Here is a 16,635-nt window from a genome sequence, read left to right on the forward strand (position 1 = left end):
TTATGCGCGGGCTTAGCCGCCGTCCAATCCGAGTTTTTCCTTTGCCACCAATGCGCCGTGTTCGCTGACGACACGGGCTGCGACGCCTGCGGCGAAGCGGGCGGCGGCGGTTGCATCCGCTGTTTCCAGATAGTGCGCAAGGAAGGCGCCGTTGAAGCTGTCGCCGGCGCTGGTGGTATCGACCACTTGCTCGACCTTCTTGGCCGGAACGAAGCTCTCCTCGCCGGCGAAATTCAGCCTGACCCCGTCCGCGCCGTTCTTCACGACGATATGGACAGCGCCCAGCGCGCGATAGCGGTGGACCGTCGCTTCAATGGAATCGTCACCGAAATGGGCGGCTTCGTCGTCGAAGCTCGGCATGACGAGGACGGAGGAGCGTGCGCCCTCGCTGATCGTCGCGTGCATGATGTCATAGCTCGACCACAGGCGAGGGCGGATGTTCGGGTCGAACACGACCAGCTTGCCGGCGGCCTTGGCACGGCGGATCTCGGCGAGCAGCGTTGCGGCGTCCTCCTGCGGCAGGATGGCAAGGGTGATGCCGGAGAAATAGACGAGGTCAGCGCTCTCCACCGCCTCGCGCAGGCTGTCGGGATCGGCGGCCAGGCTGCGGGCAGCTGAGCTGTCGCGCCAGTAGCTGAAGGAGCGTTCGCCGTTCTTCAGGTTGATCATGTAAAGGCCGGGCGTCTTGCCCCTGATGCGGCGGATGAGGCTCGTGCCGATGCCCGCCTTGTCGATGAAGGCCACCATCTCATCCGACATGGCGTCGTCGCCAAGCGCCGTGAAATAATCGACCGACCAGTCGGGGCCAAGGCAGGCGCGGGCATACCAGGCGGTGTTGAACGTATCGCCGGCGAAACCTTTGCGCAGCAGGCCGTCGCCTGCCTGCGAGAGTTCCACCATGCATTCACCGATCGATAGAAACCGTCTGCTCACCTTGTCCTCCCGGCACTGCTCTTCATCGCTGATACGCGGAGCCAGACGGAGTGACAAGCGTTGATATCGTGGATGCCGATATCGCAGGAGGTAAAAGCCCGCCTTCGCGAACGAGGCGAAGGCGGGCGCCGGCGCAGGCTGCTTATTCGTGGATGGTGTAGCTGCCCATCTGGCAGAGATCCTGCGTATCTTCGGTGGTCGCGAGGTTTGAGCCTTCCTCGAACTCGAAGCGCATATCGTATTTGCAGACGGTGCGGCCATCGGCGATGGTGATGTCGATGCTTTCGCCCGGATCGAGAACGTCTTCGCCGAAGACGTCTTCCTCCCAGTTGGCGACACCCGTCGGCGAGCTGTAGAAGCGCGTCAGGACGGAGTCAGTGCCGTTGGTGAGCTTGAACTTCAGATCTTCGGCCTGTGCCGAAATGGCGGAGGCAGCGATGATCGCAGATGCAACTGCGATCAATCCCGATAGTCTCGATTTCATATATGCGTTCCCCTAACCCGTGATTGGGCGGGAAAGCGTTAGCATGCGCTCAGATAAATCTTTCTTATCGGGGACTTTAGAACCCAAAATAAGTCCGTTTTTCCAGGCGCTTCATCCTGATATTGCGTCGCCGCTCATGGCCTGTCCATATGATAGCAGGCTGCCTTCTGGCCGGGACGGACCTCCTCGGTCGGCGGCATTTCGGTGCGACAGATATCGGTCGCCTTCCAGCAGCGCGGCGAGAAGACGCAGCCTTTCGGCGGGTTGAGTGGCGAGGGCGGATCGCCCTGCAGGCGGATGCGGGTGCGAAGGCGCGCGAGCTTCGGATCCGGGATCGGTGCTGCGGAAAAGAGCGCCTGCGTATAGGGATGGGCCGGATGGTCGAAGACGGTGGCGCAGTCGCCGGCTTCCACCACCCTGCCGAGATAAAGCACCAGCACATCGTCGGAGATCAGGCGGACGACGGAAAGGTCGTGGCTGATGAAGATCAGCGTCAGGCCGAATTCCTTGCGCAGTTTACGCAGAAGCGTAATCACCTGACCCTGGATCGAGACGTCGAGTGCCGAAACCGGCTCGTCGCAGATGATCAGCTTCGGTTTGGTGACGACGGCGCGGGCAATGCCGATACGCTGGGCCTGGCCGCCGGAGAATTCGTGGGGGTAGCGGTTGATCATCTCCGGCACCAGCCCGACGGCGGTCATAATTTCGCGGACACGTTCGGTGCGCTCGGCCTTCGAAAGCTTCGGCTCGAAAACGGTGAGCGGTTCGGCGATGATGTCTCCAACGGTCATGCGCGGGTCAAGCGAGGCGATCGGATCCTGGAAGATGATCTGCATGTCGCGGCGGGCTGCGCGCATTTCCTCTTCCGAGAGGTCGAGAAGATTGCGGCCCTGCCAGAGGATGCGGCCCTTCTGCGATTTCAAGAGCCGCAGGATGGAGCGGCCGAGCGTCGACTTGCCGCAGCCGGATTCGCCGACGACGCCGAGGGTCCGACCCTCGGCGAGATCGAAGCTGACATTGTTGACGGCGGTGAGGAAAATCGGCGGCTTGAACAAGCCCTTTGCCGGCAATTCGAACTGGGTCGTCAGGTTCTCGACCCTTAGAAGCGATCGGTCAGCCATGATTCAGCAACTCCTCACGACGTGGGAACGGATGATAGCAGGCGGCGCAGTGATGCGGCGCGAGTGTTTCGAGCGGCGGCGGACGGTCGATGCAATCGTCCTGGACCTGCGAACAGCGCGGCGAGAAATTGCAGCCCTTCGGCAGGTGCTGCAGGTTCGGCGGGCGCCCGGGGATGACGACGAGCTCGTCGACATCCTGATCCGGGCGCGGGATCGAGGCATGCAGAGCTGCGGTATAGGGATGGGCCGGATTGTCGAAAAGCTCGTCGACGGGCGCCTCCTCGACGATGCGGCCGGCATACATGACGGCGACGCGGTCGGCGAGGCCGGCGACGACGCCGAGATCATGGGTGATCATGATCAGCGCCGTGTTCATCTCCGCCGTCAGGTCGTTGAATAGATCGAGGATCTGCGCCTGGATGGTGACGTCGAGCGCCGTCGTCGGCTCGTCGGCGATGAGCAGCTTCGGTTTGGTGAGCAGCGCCATTGCGATGACGATGCGCTGGCGCATGCCGCCTGAGAGTTCATGCGGATAGAGGTGGAAGCGCCGCGTCGGGTCGGGGATGCCGACGCGTTTCAGCATGTCGAGGGCAGCGTCCGATGCGGCGCGTGCCGTCAGGCCGCGGTGAACCTCGAGCTGTTCGGTCAGCTGCCGTGAAATCTTCAGCGAGGGATTCAAGGCAGTCATCGGGTCCTGGAAGACCATCGCCATGTCCTTGCCGCGGATCTGGTCGAGCTCGCGCGGTTTCAGCGACAACACATCCCTGCCTTCGAGCAGCGCCTGTCCCGTCGTCCTGCCGTTCTTGGCGAGCAGGCCCATGATGCCGAGGAAGGTCTGGCTCTTACCCGAGCCGGATTCGCCGACAATGGCAACGCGCTCGCCGCGCCTGACGGTGAGGTTCATGTTCGAGACCGCCTTCACCTCGCCGTCAGGCGTCGCGAAGGTGATCGAATAGTCCTTGAGTTCGAGGAGGACGTCCTTTTGTGTTTCGTAGGGCATTCTTAGCGATCCTTCGGGTCGAACGCGTCGCGCAGGCCGTCGCCGATGAAGAGCAGACTGAGCAGCAGGGCCACGAGGAAGCTCGCCGGGAAGATCAGCAGCCAGGGCATGCTTTCCATGGCGTCGGTCCCTTCGGCGATCAGGGTGCCGAGCGAGGTCAGCGGTTCCTGGACGCCGAAACCGAGATAGGACAGGAAGCTTTCGGTGGCGATGATTTCGGGCACGGTCAGTGCTGCGAAGATGACCACCGGACCGACGAGATTCGGAATGATGTGTTTGACGATGATCTTGAACGGCCGCTGCCCGGAGGCTCGGGCGGCCTCGATGAATTCGCGATGCTTGATCGACAGCGTCTGGCCACGCACGATACGGGCCATGGTCAGCCACTCCAGCGCGCCGATGGCGGCAAAGAGCAGATAGACGTTGCGGCCGAAGATCACCATCAGCAGGATGACGAAGAGGATGTAGGGAAGCGCATACATGATATCGACGAAGCGCATCATGATCGCGTCCAGCCTGCCGCCGATATAGCCGGATATCGCACCGTAGAGCACGCCGATGACGACCGAGACGACGGTCGCCGTCAGTGCTACGGCAAGCGAGATGCGGGTGCCATAAAGGACGCGGGCGAGGAGATCGCGGCCGTTCGGGTCGGTGCCGAAATAATGGCCGGTCTCGATCGAGGGCGGGATGCGGAAGGCGGCCCAGTCCGGATCCTCGTAATTGAAGGGAATGAACCAGGGGCCGAGGAAAGCAGCCAGGATCAGCAGTGCCAGGACGACGATCGACAGCACGGCCGCCTTGTTGCGCCCGAGGCGGCGCAGCGCATCCCTGGTGAGCGAGCGGCCTTCAGGTGCAAGGCCTTCCGCCTCCAGAAGCTCCTGGGCGAGAAGTTCGCGTTTTGCGGGGTTAAGGATCATCGGTTTCTCACTTTCGGATCCAGCCAGGCATAGGCGATATCGACCAGAAGGTTCAGGAACACGATCAACACCATGTAGAAGATGACCGTACCGAGAACCATGCCGTAATCGCGGTTCAGCGCCGCGTTGACGAAGTAGCGGCCAATGCCGGGCAATCCGAAGATGCTCTCGACGACCAGCGAGCCGGTGAGAAGGTAGCTTGCCGCCGGACCCAGATAGGAGACGACCGGCATCAGCGCCGGCTTCAGCGCATGGCGCATCACCGTCAGCCGCGGGCCGATGCCCTTGGCCTTCGCCGTGCGGATGAAGTTCTGGTTCATCACCTCGATCATCGAGCCACGGGTGATGCGCGAGATGCGGCCTGCATGCGGCAGGGACAGAACGACGATCGGCAGGATCAGGTATTTGATCGACCCGTCGCCCCAGCCGCCGACCGGAAACCAGGCGAGATGGATGCCGAAGATAAGCTGCAGGATCGGCGCAATCAGGAAATTCGGCAGCACGACGCCCACCAGGATGAGGGCGCCCAGAATGTAATCCGGGGCCTTGTTCTGATAGAGCGCCCCAAGACAGCCGACGGCCACGCCGACGATGATGGCAATCAGAAAGGCAGCCGTGCCGATGGTGAATGTGTAGGGCAGACCGATCATGATCTGCTGGGCGACGGTGAAATCCTCACTCGCAAAGGAGGGGCCGAGATCGCCCCGCAGCAGGTCGCCGACATAGATCAGATACTGCTGGATCAGCGGCTTATCGAGATTGTAGTGGACGGCAAGGTTTTTCAGGATCACCGGCGGCAATGGCCTTTCGCCATCGAACGGGCCGCCGGGGGCAAGGCGCAAAACGAAAAAACAGGCTGTGACGGCGATCCACAGAACCGGGATCGTCGATAGCAAACGACGGAGGGCGTATTTGATCATGGTCGTGGGCCGGTCCTTGCCGCAGAGCGCGGCAAGGACCGTTTTCCCTTACTCTTTCATCGACAGCCAGCGGGTGCGGTGGATGTCCTGGATGTTGTCGACGAAGCCTTCGATCTTCGGTGAGACGACGTTCTTCGAAACATAATAGTAGATCGGCAGGGCGGCGGAATCATCGAGCGCCAGTTGTTCGGCCTTCTTGAAGATTGCGGCGCGCTTGGCGAGATCGGTCTCGGCGTTGCCGTCCTTGATCATCTTGTCGTAATCGGGATTTGACCAGCGACCGTAATTCATCTGAACGCCTGTGACCAAGAGGTTCAGGAAGTTGTCTGGATCGTTGTAGTCGGCCAGCCAGCCGGCGCGGCCGATCTGCACTTCGCCGCGCTGCAACTGGTCATAATGGACCTTGGTCTCGGCATTGACGAGTTCGACATTGACGCCAAGCGGCTTCCACATCGAGGCGATCGCCACGGCGATGCGCTTGTGATTGTCGTTGGTGTTGTATTTGAGCTCGGCTGTCAGCGGATGATCCGGACCGAAACCGGCTTCCTTCAGCAGCTTCTTGGCTTCTTCGACCTTGTCCTTGTAGGGAAGGTCCTTCCAGGAGACGTAGGCCGGTTCGCCGTAGTTTGCCGTGCCTGGCGGGACCCAGGAATAGGCCGGCAGTTCGCCGGTGCCGAGAATCTGCGGGCCGATGACTTCGCGGTTGATCGCCATGGAGAGAGCCTGGCGTACGCGCTTGTCAGCGAAGGGCGGCTTGGTCGAATTGATGACGTAGTAATAGAGGCCGGAGAAGGGAGCGACATGCGCCTGGCCCGGCAGGTTCTTCTTCATCCACTCGTACTGGTCGGTGGGGAAATCGGTGAGGATATCGAATTCGCCGGCGCGGTAACGTTTCAGTGCCGCTTCCTGATCCTCGAGCACGAAGAACTTGGCGCCGTCAATCTTCAGGTCCTTGGTGCCGTACCACTGGTCGTTCTTCACCGTGGTGACATGCGAGCCCGGAACCCACTCGACCGGCTTGTAAGGTCCGTTGGTGACGATGTTGCCGATCTTGACCCAATCCTGGCCCTTCGCTTCGACCACGTGCTTCGGCAGCGGATAGGCGGTGTAGTGCATCAGAGCGTTAAGGAAATAGGGGGTCGGGTTTTCGAGGGTAATTTCAAGGGTCTTGTCGTCGATTGCCTTGACACCGAGCTGGTTGAGATCGGTAATCTCACCCTTGTTGATCTTTTCGGCATTCTTGATGGTGAACTGCAGATAGGCATAGTCGGCGGCGTTCTTCGGGTCGACGAGGCGCTGGAAGGCGAAGACGAAGTCTCCTGCCGTTACCGGCTGGCCATCGGACCATTTGATGCCGTCGCGAAGCTTGAAGGTGTAAACCTTGCCATCAGGTGAAATCGTCCAGCTTTCGGCCTGGCCGGGGACCGGATTGTCCTTGGCGTCTTCCGTGACCAAGCCTTCGAAAATGTCGCCGGCGATACGATTCTCCCAGTCGCCGGACAGCTTCTGCGGATCGAGCGATTGTGGGTCGCCGCCATTGTGAATATTCAGCGTGGCCGCATGCGCCGAAAACGCCAGCAATGTGCCAAACATTGCGGAGGCGAGAAATTTTTTCGTGAACTGGTTCATGGTGGGTCCACCTTTCTAGGCTTTGCGCCTTTATTAGACATCTGTTCCCGAGATTTGACCTCTTACGTGCAGGTCAGTGCGCACCTTATCGCAAAGGAATCGCGTTGCAACCCCAAATCCGGAGGCTGGAAACGGGTTGTGGACAAGCCTATATACGTCTCCCCTTTGTTGGATCGCGACGACACTTTGCGACATTCCAGCACCTCCATGACAGTCTCACATGTTGTCTTTTGTTTCGTCCGCTTTAGTGTGGCGAGCGCTAACGAGGCAGGAGATATGGCCGATGGCATTGAAGGCAGGCGGGAATGCGGACTGGTGGCGCGGCGCGGTGATCTACCAGGTCTATCCGCGCTCGTTTCAGGACACCAACAGCGACGGGCTCGGCGACCTCAAGGGGATTACCCGCCGGCTGCCGCATATCGCCAGTCTCGGTGTCGACGCGATCTGGCTTTCGCCCTTCTTCAAGTCGCCGATGGCCGACATGGGCTATGATGTTTCCGATTATTGCGACGTCGACCCGATCTTCGGGACGCTCGCCGATTTCGACGAGATGATGGCGGAGGCGCACAGGCTCGGCATCAAGGTCGTCATCGACCAAGTGATCTCGCACACATCGGACCGGCACCCCTGGTTCGTCGAGAGCCGGACGAGCCGGACCAATGCGAAGGCGGACTGGTATGTCTGGGCCGATCCGAAGCCGGATGGCACGGCGCCGAACAATTGGCTGTCGATCTTCGGCGGGCCGGGCTGGGAGTGGGACGGCGTGCGCCGGCAATATTACCAGCACAATTTCCTGACCTCGCAGCCGGACCTGAATTTCCACAGCAGGGAAGTGCAGGATGCGGTGCTGGAGACGGTGAAATTCTGGCTCGACCGCGGCGTCGACGGCTTCCGGCTGGATACCGTCAACTATTATTTCTGCGACAAGCAGCTCAGGAGCAATCCGCCGCACGAGCCCGATGAGGATGATGCAGGCCTCGATGCGCCCGACAGCAATCCCTATGGCATGCAGAATCATCTCTATGACAAGACGCAGCCGGAAAACGTCGATTTCCTCAAACGCTTCCGGGTGCTGCTCGACCAATATCAGGATCGTACCACCGTCGGCGAGGTCGGCGACGGCGCGCGTTCACTGAAGACGGTGGCGGCCTATACGAGCGGCGGCGACAAGCTGCACATGTGCTACACCTTCGACCTGCTGGGACCGGATTTTACCGCCGAGCATATTCGCGGCTGCGTCGAAGCTTTCCAAAAATCCGTGACCGATGGCTGGGTCTGTTGGGCTTTTTCAAACCACGACGTCATGCGCCATGTCAGCCGTTTTGCGGTGACGGAGGAAGAGCGGCCCGTCATCGCCAAACTGGCGATCTCGGTGCTGTCGGCGCTGCGCGGTTCGATCTGCCTCTATCAGGGCGAGGAGCTCGGGCTGCCGGAGGCGGAGCTTGCCTTCGAAGATCTGCGCGACCCTTACGGCATCCGCTTCTGGCCGGCCTTCAAAGGCCGCGACGGATGCCGCACGCCGATGCCCTGGGAGGCGGGCAAGGCACATGCGGGCTTTACTTCAGCCGAAAAGAGCTGGCTGCCGGTGCCTTACGAGCAGGCGGCACTTTCCGTGGAGACGCAGGAGGGAAGCGACAGCTCGGTGCTGCATCACTATCGCAAGACGCTCGCATTCCGGAAGAGCCATGCGGCGCTAGTCGACGGCGAAATGACCTTCATCGCCACCAATCAGGATCTGCTCGTCTTCACCCGGGAAAAGGACGGGGGAAAACTGCTCTTCGTTTTCAACCTGACGCGCAAACCGGCGGAATTCCGTCTGCCTGAAGGCATCGTGCTGGGCGAACCGCTCGAGATGCCGGGGTTCGAGGCGGTGTCGGTTTCGGGGCTGGTCAAGCTTGCGGCGCTGGATGGGTTCTGTGCGCGGCTTTGAGGATCATTTCAGTATTTTGTCGGTTTCGGTGGCATGCGGGCACTTATAAATCTCGCTATTAAGCGAGGCTCTTAGGATGAATAGTCGTCAGAAGAAATCGTTTGTTAGCCGTCTTTCGTGCTTTCTCAGTGACAACCATCCCGAAATATTGCGAGTGTTAATTTCTCCATGGCGTTGTAACGCTCAGTGAGCTACATCGTGAGCAAATGGCGAAAGTGAACGGTTCGCCGCCGTAAGCGCGCCAATCTGCAGCTTCAGGGAGAATGACTTCGTACATGGACGGTGCCGTTCCGCAGCATTACGACTCCGGTCTTCGTGCGGTTTGCGGTATCGCCGCATTCTACCGTATTGCCGCCGATCCGGTCCAGCTCCAGCACGACCTGGCGTTGAAGGGGCGTACATCCGAAGCGATCGACATTCAGCGAGCAGCCAAGATCATCGGCCTGAAGGCGCGTCTTGTGGAGAAGGTCACCGAGCACCGCCTTCGATCCATGCCGGTTCCCGCAATCGTCAAAGTGGCTAACGGCTCCTTTCAAGTGCTCGGGGGGCTGAACCCATCCGGAAAGTATAGGCTCGTCGATCCAGTAACGCGCGTCGATCGGGAAATAGCCCCCTCGGATATCGTCGCCGAAATCGGCTCGCGTGTTATTCTCGTCGGCCGGCGTATAAGAGGCGAAGGGTCCGATCCGCGAGAATTCGGCTTCAAGTGGTTTCTGCCGTCGATCTGGCGCTATCGAAAGCCGCTTGCTCACGTATTGCTTGCGTCGCTATTTGTGCAGATCTTTGCCCTTATCACACCTTTGTTCTTTCAGGTCGTGGTCGACAAGGTCCTGACTCACAAAGCTTATTCGACCCTATTCGTGCTTGTTGCCGGTATTGCGATAATTGGCTTCTTCGATGTGCTGCTCCAGTATCTGAGAGCCTACGCCTTGGCTCATACGACCAACCGGATCGATGTTGAGCTCGGTCAGCGATTGTTCCACCATCTGCTGCGGCTGCCGCTAGGCTACTTCGAAACGCGATCCGCCGGCCAGACTGTCGCCCGCGTTCGAGAACTTGAAACGATCCGCGCATTTCTGACAGGGCAAGGACTATTCTCAGCGCTCGATGTCGTTTTCACTTTTGTGTTCATCGCGGTTCTTTTCGCTTATTCCTGGAGCTTGACGCTGATCGTCATTGCCGCCATCCCGATCTACATCCTGATCGGAATCGTGGTTCGACCGCCGCTGCGCGAACTCGTCAAAGAGAAGTTCAATCGGGGGGCGGCCAGCCAGCAGTTCCTGGTCGAGGCGATCGTCGGTGTTCACACGGTTAAATCCGCGGCGGTGGAGCCGGTGATGCAGGCGCAGTGGGAGGAGAAGCTCGCAGCCTACGTGCGAACGGCTTTCGATACGACACTGCTCGGCGTCGGCGGACAAAACGCCATTCAATATGTCAGCAAGCTTGCCACGGCGGCCCTTCTTCTTTTCGGTGCGAAAGCCGTTATCGACGGGGAGCTTTCCGTTGGCTCACTTGTCGCCTTCAACATGATCGCCGGACAAGTCACGCAGCCGGTTTTGAGGTTGTCTCAACTTTGGCAAGATTTCCAGCAGGTGCAGATCTCGATCGACAGGCTCGGTGACATTCTGAACACGCCGATGGAACGCCAGCCAGGCTCCCGTTTGTCGTTGCCTGCGCCAAGGGGGAATATTGAACTTCGAAATGTCACCTTCCGTTATCGGCCCGGTTCCTCGGAGGTTTTGAAAAACGTATCGATTGAAATCAAATCCGGAGAGGTTATCGGCATCGTCGGCGCATCGGGCTCCGGAAAGTCTACGATCGCCAAACTGGTTCAGCGTCTCTATACCCCCGAAGAGGGGCAGGTCCTTCTCGACGGCATGGATCTATCACAACTCGATCCCGCTTGGCTTCGAAGCCATATCGGAGTCGTTCTCCAAGAGAACCTGCTGTTCAACCGGACGATTCATGAGAATATCGCCTTCTCAAATCCGGCGATGAGCCGCGCGCAGGTTATCGCGGTCGCCAAGCTCGCCGGCGCCGATGAGTTCATTCTGCGATTGCCGCAAGGCTACGACACGATGATCGAAGAGCGCGGCGCGAACCTCTCCGGTGGCCAGCGTCAGAGAATCGCCATTGCCCGCGCCCTTGCCACCAGCCCCCGGATCCTGATTTTCGATGAGGCGACCAGCGCCCTCGACTATGAAAGCGAACGCGTTGTGCAGACCAATATGCACCAGATCTCCGCTGGCCGAACGGTTATTATCATCGCGCATCGGCTCGCAGCTGTGCGGCCGTGCAATCGGATCATCGGCATGGCTGACGGCCGCATAGCGGAAGTTGGAAGCCATGACGATCTGCTTAAGCGCCCCGATGGGCTCTATGCGCGGCTCTGGGCTTTGCAGAATGATAGGGGCGTCGCATGAAAAGCGCGTCTGCCCAAGCTGTTCGATATGCCGGCCTTCCGCTGCGCCCGCAAAAGCGATCCGATCACGAGTTTCTGGCGCCGGCAATCGAAATCCTGGAGACGCCCGCTTCGCCGGTGCGCTTGGCCTTGATCTTGATTATTTGCGCCTTCGTCACAACAGCTTTAATCTGGTCCTATATCGGCCACATCGACATCATCGCGGCCGCGCAAGGCAAGATTCAGCCGACCGGCCGGGTCAAGGTTGTTCAGCCATTGCTGACCGGGAAGGTGAAGGCGCTTCCGCCGCCAAATGGCGCGCACGTCGAAAGGGGCGATATCCTCCTTGAGCTTGATCCGACGGATGCCATTGCCGATGAGACGGATGCGGTAAAGGGCCTGGCGTCCGTCAGCGCCGAGGTCCGGCGCCGAAAAACTGCTGTGGACTATGTTCGTTCACAGGAGATGAACCAGACGCTGCCAACGATCTCATGGGATGCAAGCGTGCCCGATGAATTGCGCCGCCGTGAAGAGGGCATCCTCCGGGGCGATCTTGAACAGCGCCAGGCTGCAGTTGCCTCGCTTGATGCTCAGAAGCACCAGAAGGAGGTGGAGCGCGACCGCCTGACGGTGACGGTCGCCGCGCAGAACTCTCTGGTGGAAACTCTGAAAGAGCGAGTGACGATGCGCAATATGCTGGCTTCGAAAGAGGCCGGAACGATGGCGAGCGTGATCGATGCAACCCAAACCTTGAAGGAGCAGGCGACGCAGCTCGCCATGCAGGAGGGCCAGCTCGCAGATGCCGCAGCGGGCATCGAGGTTTTTACCAGGGAAAAAGACAAGGTCACACGGTCGTTCCTGAGCGATCAGCTCGTTCGGCTCGGCGATGCGGAACGTCGGGTCGAAGAGCTGGAGCAGCGGCTGGCGAAAGCGAGAAATTTTCGTGAGCAGATGACATTGCGCAGTCCGATAGACGGCACGGTGCAAGCGTCCTCGATTACCAGCGTGGGTCAAGTGGTGACCGTCGGGCAGGACGTTATGCGCGTGGTTCCCGAGGGCAGTACCTTGGAGCTCGAAGTTTACGCTCTGAACAAGGACATCGGCTTCATCAAGGTCGGGCAAGAGGCTGTCGTAAAGCTCGAAGCTTTTCCCTTTACCCGCTACGGAACGATCGCGGCCCACGTCACCAAAATCGCGGCAGATGCCATCCCGGAACCCGATGCTGCGCGCCGTGAAGGCGATCCTGCGACAAGGCAGGCGCAGGCGCCGTTCGGCGGCGCCGAGCGAATGCAGAACCTCGTTTTTCCAGTCACCTTGAGTCTGGAGGTCGATCAGATTTCAGCAGATGGCCGTGACGTCAAGTTAAGTGCGGGCATGGCAGCAATCGCGGAGGTTCGAACGGGCGAGCGCAGAATTCTGGAATACGTTTTCTCGCCTTTGGTCGAAGTCGCGGAGGAAGCGCTTCATGAGCGTTAACGACTCTGCCGATTTTCCTGAATAAAAATGAAGCTTTTGGTTGAAGTTTCCCCTTTTATAGAGCAGAGGGAAGCTGTCATTAGGTGCGGCCGAATAGAATAGGTAAACGGGGATTTTATGACGGACCTTATTACTCCGACGAAGAGCGTCACCTCGACTGGCGATCAGAAGGTAGACGGGCTCTTCAGCGGCACTGCTTGGGACGGAACGATAACCTATGCGTTTCCCACCACGTCGGCATCGTATGACTATGGCTACGAAAAATACTATTCTTTCACTCCAATTTCCTCCCAGCAGCAGTCTCTGGCCTTGTTCTTTATGGAGCAGTCCTATGGAAATACGGCAAATGACGGCTTCTCCGTCGAGGGGTTCACGAACGCCAACTTCGAGGCCGGAAGCGCGGATACCGCAACGGTGCGCTTCGCTCAATCGTCTCTGCCTGACACGGCATGGGCCTACACGCCGGATGTCGACGAGGCGGCCGGCGATGTCTGGTTCGGGACGGGATATGCTGGCACCGAAGATGATTATCGCTATCCGAGGTTCGGCAACTATGCGGGCCAGACGTTGGCGCACGAACTGGGTCACGCTCTCGGGCTGAAACATGCTCAAGAAGGGCGTTATCCCAATATGACGGTCGTTCCGAGCGCCTACGACTCGCTCGAATATACGATCATGACCTATCGCACCTATATAGGAGACGATGGGAGTGGATACACGTATGAGCATGATGGTGCGCCACAAACCTTCATGATGCTCGACATTGCCGCCCTGCAGGAAATGTATGGTGCCGACTATACGACGAACAGTGGCAATACCGTCTACAAATGGAATCCCAACCAGGGCATCACCTACGTCAATGGGGTGGCGGCCATTACGCCCGCTGCCAACAGGATCTTCGCGACGATCTGGGACGGCGGCGGTATCGATACCTATGATCTGAGCGCTTATACAACCGGCCTCAAGATCGACTTGCGAGCAGGGGGGTATTCGGTCTTTTCCCAAGGCCAGTTGGCCGACCTGGGAGGAGGTCCGAATAATGGTTATGCTCGCGGCAACATTTTCAACGCCCTTCTTTATCACGACAATGTTGCGTCGTTGATTGAGAACGTTCAGGCCGGCTCCGGCAACGATACGATTATAGGCAACGAGGCAGACAATACGCTCTGGGGTAATGCCGGAAATGATTCCCTTACCGGTGGTTCAGGCAATGACACATTGATCGGCGGAGTAGGCAACGACACCTATACTGTCGATGATCTGGCCGACGTGGTCACCGAAGGGCTGAATCAAGGGACCGATCTGATCAGGACGGCGCTTTCTTCCTATGCCTTGACCAATATTGCCAATGTCGAAAACCTGACCTTCATCGGTACCGGCGATTTTAGCGGGACTGGAAACAGCCTCGCCAACACGATCACCGGTGGTGCCGGCAATGACACGCTTGACGGCGCCGCCGGCAATGACACGCTGATCGGCGGTGCTGGCAACGACATCTATGTGGTCGGCGACAGCTTCGATTTTGTGATCGAGAGTGCGAACAAGGGGACGGACACGGTCCAGACGGCGCTTTCAAGCTATACGCTCAGCAACAATGTCGAGATTCTGACCTATACGGGAGCCGCCAGCTTCACCGGTACCGGCAATGCGCTTGCCAACACGATCACCGGCGGCGCCGGCAATGACACGTTGGATGGCGGGGCTGGCGCCGACACCTTGACCGGTGGGGTGGGCAACGACATCTATATCGTCGACAATGCCGGCGACAGCGTCGCCGAGAACACCGGCGCGGGCACCGATACTGTTCGCACGACACTGACAAGCTACAGGCTTGGCGGCAATGTCGAGAACCTCACTTACATCGGCACGGGAAGTTTTACCGGGACAGGCAATAGCCTTGCCAACACGATCACCGGCGGGGCAGGTGCCGACACCCTGGACGGACAGGCAGGAGCCGACATGCTGATCGGCGGAGCGGGCAACGACACCTATATTGTCGATGTTTCCGACGTGGTCACCGAAGGGCTGAATGAAGGAACCGATCAGATCAGGACGGCGCTTTCTTCCTATGCCTTGACCAATATTGCCAATGTCGAGAACCTGACGTTCATCGGCACCGGCAATTTTGTCGGCACCGGCAATGCGCTCGCCAACACGATCACCGGCGGCGTCGGCAACGACACGCTTGACGGTGGCGCCGGCGGCGACACGCTGAATGGGGGGGCTGGCAACGACATCTATGTGGTCGACAGTGCGAGCGACATGATCACCGAACTGGTCAGCGGAGGCACCGACGAAATCCGCACGGCGCTTGCAGCCTACTCGATGGCCGCATTGGCAAATGTCGAGAAGCTGACTTACACCGGGTCCGCCAACTTCACCGGCACCGGCAATGTGCTGGCCAACACGATCACCGGCGGCGCCTTCAACGACACGCTGGATGGCGGGGCTGGTGCGGACAGCTTGATCGGTGGGTTGGGCGACGACATCTACATCGTCGACAATGCGGGCGACAGCGTCGCCGAGAACAGCGGCGCGGGCACCGACACGGTTCGCACGACACTGGCGAACTATACGCTTGGCAGCAATGTCGAGAACCTCAGCTATACCGGCACGGTAACCTTTGCGGGGACAGGCAATAGCCTTGCCAATACGATCAAGGGTGGGGCAGGTGCCGACACCCTGGACGGAGGCGCCGGAGCCGACATACTGATCGGCGCCGCCGGCAACGACACCTATATTGTCGATAACGTTGGCGACGTGGTCACCGAAGGGCTGAATGAAGGAACCGATCTGATCAGAACGGCGCTTTCAAGCTATACGCTCGGCAACAATGTCGAGAACCTGCTCTATACGGGCTCTTCCAGCTTCACCGGTACCGGCAATGCGCTCGTCAACGCGATCACCGGTGGCGCTGGCAATGACACGCTTGACGGCGGCACCGGCAACGACACGCTGAATGGGGGTGCTGGCAACGACACGCTGATCGGCGGGGCCGGTTCCGACACGATGTCGGGCGGGACGGGCGACGACATCTATGTGGTCGATATTGCGAGCGACGTGGTAATCGAGAATGCGAATGAGGGGACGGACACGGTCCAGACGGCGCTTGTCAGCTATACGCTCGGCAACAATGTCGAGAACCTGACCTATACGGGCTCTGCCAGCTTCACCGGCACTGGCAATGCGCTGGCCAACACGATCACCGGCGGCGCCTTCAACGACACGCTGAATGGCGGGGTCGGTGCGGACACGTTGATCGGTGGTGACGGCAACGACACCTATATCGTCGACAATGCCGGCGATATCGTCACCGAAGCTGCCGATGAGGGAACCGACACGGTTCGCACGACACTGGCAAGCTACACGCTTGGCAGCGATGTCGAGAACCTCGCCTATGTCGGCACGGCGGCCTTTGTCGGAACAGGCAATGATCTCGACAACACGATCACGGGTGGCGCTGCCAACGATACGCTTTCCGGCGGTGTCGGCAACGATACGCTGAATGGCGGGGCTGGTGCCGACAGCTTGATCGGCGGCGAGGGCAACGACACCTATATCGTCGACCATGCCGGCGACATCGTCACGGAAGCGGCCAGCGCCGGGACTGACACGGTTCGCACGACACTGGCCGCTTACACACTGGGGGGCAATGTCGAGAACCTCACCTATAGCGGAACGGCAGCCTTTGTCGGGACGGGAAATCTGCTCGACAACATTATCATAGGCGGTGTTGCTGCCGACAAGCTTATGGGGGCTGGCGGCAACGACACTTTGATCGGCGGTGGTGGCTCCGACACGATGTTGGGCGGGATTGGCGA

General features: G+C 59.5%; 11 protein-coding genes. 4 read left to right on the forward strand and 7 right to left on the reverse strand.

The window, feature by feature from the left end:
* Nucleotides 1-12: 12 nt before the first annotated feature.
* The 7 genes from FHX14_RS30760 to FHX14_RS30790 form a co-directional block, all read right to left on the reverse strand.
* On the reverse strand, nt 13-933 hold the full coding sequence (locus FHX14_RS30760; protein WP_184380816.1) for a sugar kinase: 921 nt from the start codon (nt 931-933) through the stop codon (nt 13-15).
* A gap of 142 nt (nt 934-1,075) precedes the next feature.
* Nucleotides 1,076-1,417: a hypothetical protein gene (locus FHX14_RS30765; RefSeq protein ID WP_003592964.1), complete on the reverse strand. Its 342-nt coding sequence runs from the start codon at nt 1,415-1,417 to the stop codon at nt 1,076-1,078.
* Nucleotides 1,418-1,551: 134 nt separating this feature from the next.
* Complete coding sequence (locus tag FHX14_RS30770; RefSeq protein ID WP_012558549.1) at nt 1,552-2,538, reverse strand: oligopeptide/dipeptide ABC transporter ATP-binding protein; 987 nt, start codon at nt 2,536-2,538, stop codon at nt 1,552-1,554.
* Nucleotides 2,531-3,538 (reverse strand): ABC transporter ATP-binding protein, encoded by a 1,008-nt coding sequence (locus tag FHX14_RS30775; protein ID WP_184380818.1) that lies wholly within the window; start codon nt 3,536-3,538, stop codon nt 2,531-2,533. The genes FHX14_RS30770 and FHX14_RS30775 overlap by 8 nt, the downstream gene beginning before the upstream one ends.
* A 2-nt stretch (nt 3,539-3,540) precedes the next feature.
* Nucleotides 3,541-4,458, reverse strand: coding sequence for an ABC transporter permease subunit (locus FHX14_RS30780; RefSeq protein ID WP_003592967.1), 918 nt, complete (start codon nt 4,456-4,458; stop codon nt 3,541-3,543).
* On the reverse strand, nt 4,455-5,378 hold the full coding sequence (locus FHX14_RS30785; protein WP_003592968.1) for an ABC transporter permease subunit: 924 nt from the start codon (nt 5,376-5,378) through the stop codon (nt 4,455-4,457). Before FHX14_RS30785 ends, FHX14_RS30780 begins: the two co-directional genes overlap by 4 nt.
* 48 nt (nt 5,379-5,426) lie before the next feature.
* On the reverse strand, nt 5,427-7,007 hold the full coding sequence (locus FHX14_RS30790; protein WP_003592969.1) for an ABC transporter substrate-binding protein: 1,581 nt from the start codon (nt 7,005-7,007) through the stop codon (nt 5,427-5,429).
* Nucleotides 7,008-7,290: 283 nt separating this feature from the next.
* Between FHX14_RS30790 and FHX14_RS30795 the strand changes: the two genes are divergently transcribed.
* From FHX14_RS30795 to FHX14_RS33415, 4 genes are all read left to right on the forward strand, one after another.
* Entirely contained in the window at nt 7,291-8,937 is a 1,647-nt protein-coding gene (locus FHX14_RS30795; protein ID WP_184380821.1) for an alpha-glucosidase, read from the forward strand.
* 275 nt (nt 8,938-9,212) lie between these two features.
* Nucleotides 9,213-11,360 carry a type I secretion system permease/ATPase gene (locus tag FHX14_RS30800; protein WP_184380823.1) on the forward strand — a complete coding sequence of 716 codons (2,148 nt, stop codon included), beginning with the start codon at nt 9,213-9,215 and terminating at the stop codon, nt 11,358-11,360.
* Nucleotides 11,357-12,814, forward strand: coding sequence for an HlyD family type I secretion periplasmic adaptor subunit (locus FHX14_RS30805; protein WP_184380825.1), 1,458 nt, complete (start codon nt 11,357-11,359; stop codon nt 12,812-12,814). Before FHX14_RS30800 ends, FHX14_RS30805 begins: the two co-directional genes overlap by 4 nt.
* A gap of 117 nt (nt 12,815-12,931) precedes the next feature.
* On the forward strand, nt 12,932-16,635 hold a 3,704-nt coding region (locus tag FHX14_RS33415; RefSeq protein ID WP_348649277.1), incomplete at its 3' end, for a M10 family metallopeptidase C-terminal domain-containing protein.

This window comes from Rhizobium sp. BK619 (genome assembly GCF_014195245.1).
Lineage (GTDB): Bacteria > Pseudomonadota > Alphaproteobacteria > Rhizobiales > Rhizobiaceae > Rhizobium > Rhizobium acidisoli.